Origin of the sequence: Saccharopolyspora sp. NPDC002686 (assembly GCF_040295745.1) — a bacterium.
GTDB classification, from domain to species: Bacteria; Actinomycetota; Actinomycetes; order Mycobacteriales; family Pseudonocardiaceae; genus Saccharopolyspora; species Saccharopolyspora oryzae.
Window position 1 is genome coordinate 1 of sequence record NZ_JBEOVY010000439.1, and the last position, 5,580, is coordinate 5,580.

General features: G+C 70.4%; 6 protein-coding genes. 3 read left to right on the top strand and 3 right to left on the bottom strand.

All coding sequences use genetic code 11. The annotated features are described in order from the left end of the window. Together ABTZ89_RS34875 and ABTZ89_RS34880 are read right to left on the bottom strand one after the other, a co-directional pair. A partial coding sequence (locus tag ABTZ89_RS34875; RefSeq protein WP_351052980.1) for a universal stress protein occupies positions 1 to 136 on the bottom strand: 136 nt, incomplete at its 3' end. Positions 137 to 146: 10 nt separating this feature from the next. Then, a complete protein-coding gene (locus ABTZ89_RS34880; protein WP_351052968.1) occupies positions 147 to 971 on the bottom strand; it encodes a universal stress protein in 825 nt (274 codons plus the stop codon). Between the two features lie 146 nt (positions 972 to 1,117). Between ABTZ89_RS34880 and ABTZ89_RS34885 the strand changes: the two genes are divergently transcribed. The 3 genes from ABTZ89_RS34885 (at position 1,118) to ABTZ89_RS34895 (ending at position 2,811) form a co-directional block, all read left to right on the top strand. Then, the gene (locus ABTZ89_RS34885; protein ID WP_351052971.1) at positions 1,118 to 2,167 is read left to right on the top strand and encodes a lysylphosphatidylglycerol synthase transmembrane domain-containing protein; all 1,050 of its coding nucleotides are present in this window, start codon (positions 1,118 to 1,120) and stop codon (positions 2,165 to 2,167) included. A 93-nt stretch (positions 2,168 to 2,260) separates the two neighbouring features. Continuing rightward, complete coding sequence (locus ABTZ89_RS34890) at positions 2,261 to 2,527, top strand: DUF3040 domain-containing protein (protein WP_351052974.1); 267 nt, start codon at positions 2,261 to 2,263, stop codon at positions 2,525 to 2,527. Positions 2,528 to 2,541: 14 nt separating this feature from the next. Continuing rightward, positions 2,542 to 2,811, top strand: a complete 270-nt coding sequence (locus ABTZ89_RS34895) for a DUF1876 domain-containing protein (RefSeq protein WP_270947724.1) — start codon at positions 2,542 to 2,544, stop codon at positions 2,809 to 2,811. 297 nt (positions 2,812 to 3,108) lie between these two features. Here ABTZ89_RS34895 and ABTZ89_RS34900 read toward each other — a convergent pair. Beyond that, on the bottom strand, positions 3,109 to 5,580 hold a 2,472-nt coding region (locus tag ABTZ89_RS34900), incomplete at its 5' end, for a glycoside hydrolase family 65 protein (RefSeq protein ID WP_351052977.1).

Genomic DNA, 5,580 nt, shown 5'->3' on the forward strand with positions numbered 1-5,580 from the left:
CCGCGCGCACCGGGTCGTCGTTGGCGATCACGACGTGCAGCGGGGCGTGCCGGCGATCCGCTTCCGCGGCAGCCCATTCGGCTGCGCGATCGGAGCTCTCGGAACCGTCGACGCCCACCACGACAGCAGCGGACATGGTGAACTCCTCACTCTCTCGCGTCCCGGACCACGGCGACCGGGCATTGCGCGTGGTGCAGCGCGCCCATCGCCACCGAGCCCAGCAGGAGCCCGGCGAAGCCGCCGCGACCGCGGTGCCCGACGACCAGCAGACGCGCTTCCTCAGCGGCGGCAGCGAGTTCAGCCACCGGGTGCCCTCGTTGCGCGACCTTGCGGACCGGCACGTTCGGATAGGCCTCGGTGCAACCGGACAGCTGTTCGGCCAGGCCGCGCAGCGCTTCGTCGCGCAGGTCGACCAGCTCGTGCTCCAAGGGCGGCACGATCGGTGCGGGCTCAGCGTGCTCCCACACCTGCACGGCTACTAGGTCGCACTCGTACCTGGCTGCGGCGTCGAACGCGTACCGCAGTGCGGCCTGGCTGTGCGGGGAGTTGTCCAGGCCGACCACCACCGGCCCGTTGCGGCGGTGCTTGCGGACGACCACGACCGGGCACCGGGAGTGCGTGGCCACCTTGGCGCTGACCGATCCGAGCAGGGTCGCGGCCAGGGCGCTGCGCCCGCGCGAGCCGACCGCGATCAGCTGCGCGTCGTCGGAGAGCTGGACCAGCACGTCCGCTGGGTCGCCGTGCGCGACCCTCGCCGTCACCTCCAGCCCCGGCAGCTGCGGCGTGAAGCGGTTCGCGATCGGGCCGACGGTCTCCCACGCCTCGTCGTCGGCCAGCCGATCGCCGCTCACCATCACGAACTGCACCTGCCCGGTGCGCCCCAGCTCGGCCTCATCGGCTGCCCACGCGGCAGCGATCAGCGATTCCGGGGATCCGTCCACCCCGACGACCACCTGTCCACGCGAATGCATGCCGTCCCCCTGCTGCCGACGAACCGGTGCCACCTCGGGTACCCGGGTCGGCGTCGGCACACGGGCCGTTGGACTCTGACGTCGAGAACTGCCCGCAGTTCACCGTGGGATGTCGATGTGGCGGCACCGGGGCACGGGGAGCGCGGATGCGGAACCGGATTCGCACGATCGCGCAGTGGACCGTGGTGCTGTGCGGGTTGGGTGTGCTGGGGTGGCAGTTCCCGGCCCTCGCCGCGGAAGCCGGCCGGCTGGGCGGGGAGCTCGCACACCTGAGCTGGATCTGGTTCGGCGTGGCGATCGCGTTGTCCGTCGCTTCCCTGGTGGCCTACGGAGAACTGCACCGCCGACTGCTGCTGGCGGGCGGTGTCGTGCTGCCGGTCCGGACCGTGCAGGCGATCAACTTCGCGGAGAACGCGCTGTCGACGACCCTGCCCGCGGTCGGCAATGCGGCGGGTTTCGCCTACGCGGCGGTCCAGCTGCGAAAACGCGGCGTCGACCTCGCGCTGGGCACCTGGTCGGTGGTGCTCTGCGGAGTCGTCGCGACGGCGGTGCTGGCGCTGCTCGGCCTCGCCGGCGCCGGGGGAACCGGGGTGATGTCGCCGCTGCTCGCCGGCTTGCTGGCCGCAGGGCTGTTGATCACTTCCTGCGCGTGCTGGGTGGTGCTCGTGCGCTCGTCCGCGCTGCACCGCTGCTTGCGGGGCTGCGCCCGGCTGGTTCGCGCGATGCCCGGGCGGACGACTTCTTGGGCGAAGGATCCGGACGCGGTCGCGCGGCGGTTGTCGGACCGGATCGCGATGCTGCGCCCGAGCGGGCGGCAGTGGGCGGCCATCGTCGCGTTCGCCGCGCTGAGCTGGATCGTGGACTACCTCAGCCTGTGCGCGAGCGTTGCGGCGCTGGGGCATCCGGTGCCGTGGTCGACGCTGGTGGCGGGCTACCTCGCGGTGCAGGGAGCGATCGCGCTCCAGGTCTTCCCCGGTGGTGCGGGACTCGCCGAGGCGGGGCTGCTGGGCGTGCTGCTCGCGTCGGGAACACCGATCGCCCCGGCACTGGCGACGGTCCTGGTCTACCGGTCCATCAACTGGCTCCTGCTCGCCGCGCTGGGCTGGGTCGTCTACGGGGTCCAGATCCACCTCTCGCCCGACAGCGGCGCGCGGCACCGGGTCGATGATCCGGTGCCGCACCGCATCGGCGGCTGAGCCGTCCGGGCACATCGGCTCTGGTCGGCGTGCTCGCCGGCCGGGGATGCTGGTGACGCAAGGTTCTCGTGCTCGTCGGCCTGGAGGTGTCCCATGCTGCGGCGCCACGAACGGCGGCTCTTCGACGCGATCGAGCAGCGGTTGTCCTCGGAGGACCCGGAGTTCTCGCGCAGGATGACCCGATCCCACCTGCTGACGCGCGTCCTGGCGTGGTTGACGCTGGCCCGGGCGCTCGGAGCGGTGGCGGCCTTCCTCGCGCTGATCGCCCTCCTCCTGGGCGAAGGTGCGGCGTTCCTGATCGCCGGGGTTCTTGCCGCAGTGCTGTTCGCGTGCTCCGGTCGACGAGTTCGCTCGGAGTGAGGGGGCGGTGCGCGATGCTCGAGACGGAGCGCTGGACGGTCGACATCGACCTCACCGAGGGGGACGACCGCACGGTCGCGAAAGCTCGGTTGCGCACGCGGGACGCGACCGATCTGCAGGGCAGGGGCGTGGCCAAGCGCAATCCCGACGACACCAACGTGCCGGAGATCGGGGCTGAACTGGCTGCGGCGCGTGCGTTGTTCGAACTGGCCCACCACCTGCTGCGAGCAGCGACGGACGACGTGGAGCAGCTGACCGGCGAACCAGCGCACCTGCACAGCTGACGCCAGCTCGAACTCGCTCAAAACTACCTCCGGCCTCGTCGTGCGTGCCGGTCGTGCTCCGCGGTCACCGGCCGCACCCCGTGCAAATTCAATGGAAATCGGAGGTCCGATTTCCATTGAAATTGCGGAAGTTCTCCACAGGACCCGGAACCTGTCCACAGGTCCCGGCATGTCGGGGTCTGACACGCCGGTGCCGTGTCCGGGTGGGTCCGCAGTTTCAATTGAAACTGTTATCAGTCGCGACTGAAACCTGCGGTTGTGGTGGGCATTTTTCGTCCTGCGTTCGAGGGCGGGGTGTCAGGAGGAATCGGGTTTCCAGGGGTGTTGTTCCAGGGAGAAGTGTGCTGTTTCGCCGGAGCCGAGTTGGACGGTTCGGGGGCCGCAGGCGCAGGTGATGGGTTGCTGGGCGGGGCCGGGGGCGGTGTGCACGGTTGCGGTGCGGCCGGTGACGGTGATGTTCAGGGGTTGACCGCGGTAGCGGATGGTCAGCTCCAGGTCGCCGAGTTCGGTCGGCCACAGCGGGTTGAGGCGCAGCGCGCCGTCGAGGACTTCGATGCCGGCGAAGCAGCGCTGCAGCAGGTCGACGCTTCCGGCCATGGCGGCGAGGTGGATGCCCTCGCTGGTGGTGCCGCGCTGGGTGTCGTGGATGTCGGCGGCGAGCACGTGGTCGAAGAACTCCAGCGCCTGGTGCCGGCGGCTGCGGGCGAGCACCCAGGCGTGCACCACCGCGCTGAGCGTCGAGCCGTGGCTGGTGCGCTGCAAGTAGTACTGGATGTTGTTCGGGATCGTGTCGGCGGGCATCGGGTATCCGAGTCCGCCGAGCAGTTCGGCCAGCTCGTCGGCCGACAGCAGGTAGAACAGCATCAGCACGTCGGCCTGCTTGGACGCCTGGTAGCGGTTGGGGTCGTCGCCCTCCGCCTCGAGGATGCGGTCCAGGCGCTGGATGTCGCCGTAGCGCTGCCGGTAGCCGTCCCAGTCGAGTTCGGCGAGCCGGTCGTAGCCCTCGAACTGGCTGATGATGCCGTCGCCGTGGAACGGCACGAACATCCGCTGCGCGATCCGCTTCCACCGGTCGACCTCGCCGTGGCGCAGCTCGAGCTGCTCGATGAGCTCGTGGCGCCGCTCGGCGGGCAGCTCGCGCAGGACCTGCGCGGCGGTGCGGCACAGCCAGGCCGTCATGATGTTGGTGTAGGCGTTGTTGTCGATGCCGGGACGCTCCTGGTCCGGGTAGCCCGTGTGGTACTCGTCCGGGCCGACCACGCCGCGGATGATGTAGCGGTCCCGGCTGCGGTCGTAGTGGGTCAGCGCGGCGAAGAACCGGGTGATCTCCAGCAGCACCTCCGCGCCGAACTCGCCGAGGAACTCGTCGTCGCCGGTGGCCCGGTGGTAGTGGTGGATGTTGTGCGCGATGGCGATGCCGACGTGCCGCTGCAGGTAAGTGCGGTCGGGCAGCCAGCGCCCGGAACGCGGGTTGAGGTGCACCCGCTGGCTCTCCTCCCGGCCGTTGCTGCCGCTCTGCCACGGGAACATCGCGCCGGGCAGCCCGGCTGCGGCGGCGGCTCGGCGCGCCCGGTCGAGCCTGCGGTAGCGGTACATCAGCAGCGATCGGGCCAGCAGCGGACGGCGCAGGGTGAGGGTGGGCAGCACGAACAGCTCGTCCCAGAACACGTGCCCGCGGTAGGCCTCGCCGTGCAGTCCGCGCGCGGGCACGCCGACGTCGAGATCGCTGCTGTGGGGCGAGATCGTCTGCAGCAGGTGGAACAGGTGCAGCCGCACCGACCGCTGCGCGTCCTCGCTCATCGACAGTCCGCAGTGGAATTCCCGGTGCAGCCGGGACCACGCCAGGGCGTGCGACCGGCACAGCTCGTCGAAGCCCGGAGCGCAGCGCACCTCGTCCACGGCTTCGACGACGGGTTCGGTCGAGGCCGCGTCCCGGGAGGTGTGCACCGAGGCGATCTTCTCGACGCGGACCTCGGATCCCCGCTCGACGTGGACGGTGACGGAGTGGGCGATCAGGTCGTTCTGCTGGATCAGCGAGCGTTCGGCGTCGACCGGTTCGCCGTCCACGAACACCCGCGCGCGCCCGGCTTCGGCGACGCGGACGCGCGACTGGGACGTCCGCGCGTGCAGCACCACGGTGTCCGATGTGGACTCGAACGAGTGGTGGTCGGTGAGGTGCTGGGCGTTGAGCGTGCGGTAGCGGGCGACACCGCTGTTGGTCACGTGCCCGTCGATGCCGCTGCGGAACGTGACGCTGCCGGACCAGTCCTCGGCGACCAGCGTGGTGTCCAGTCCGGCGAGGTGCTGCTCGGCCATGTGCACGAACCGGCGCTGCACGTACCTCGTGGTGCGACCGCGCTCGTCGCGGAAGCGCAAGCGGCGCACCAGGATCGCGCGTTCGAGGTCGAGTTCCTGCTCGTGGTCGAGCACGTCGACGTGCGTCAGGTCGAACCAGGGGCCGTCGTCGATCCGGAAGGTCAGCGGCAGCCAGTTCGGCATGTTGACCAGCGATTCGTCCTCCACTTCCCGGTCGGCGACCTCGGTGGTGAGCCGGTCGTAGCAGCCTGCGACGTAGGTCCCTGGGTAGTGCACGTCGTCGGCGGTGGATTCCGGTGCGGCGCCGCGGGTGGCGAAGTAGCCGTTGCCCAGCGCGCACAGGGCTTCGCGACGTCCCTCGTCGTCGGGGTCGAAGTCCTGGAAGCCGAACTGCCAGGAGTTCATCGCGCTTCCGGGGGCGCGATGCGGGAGAGCAGCTCCAGCAGCGGGGGC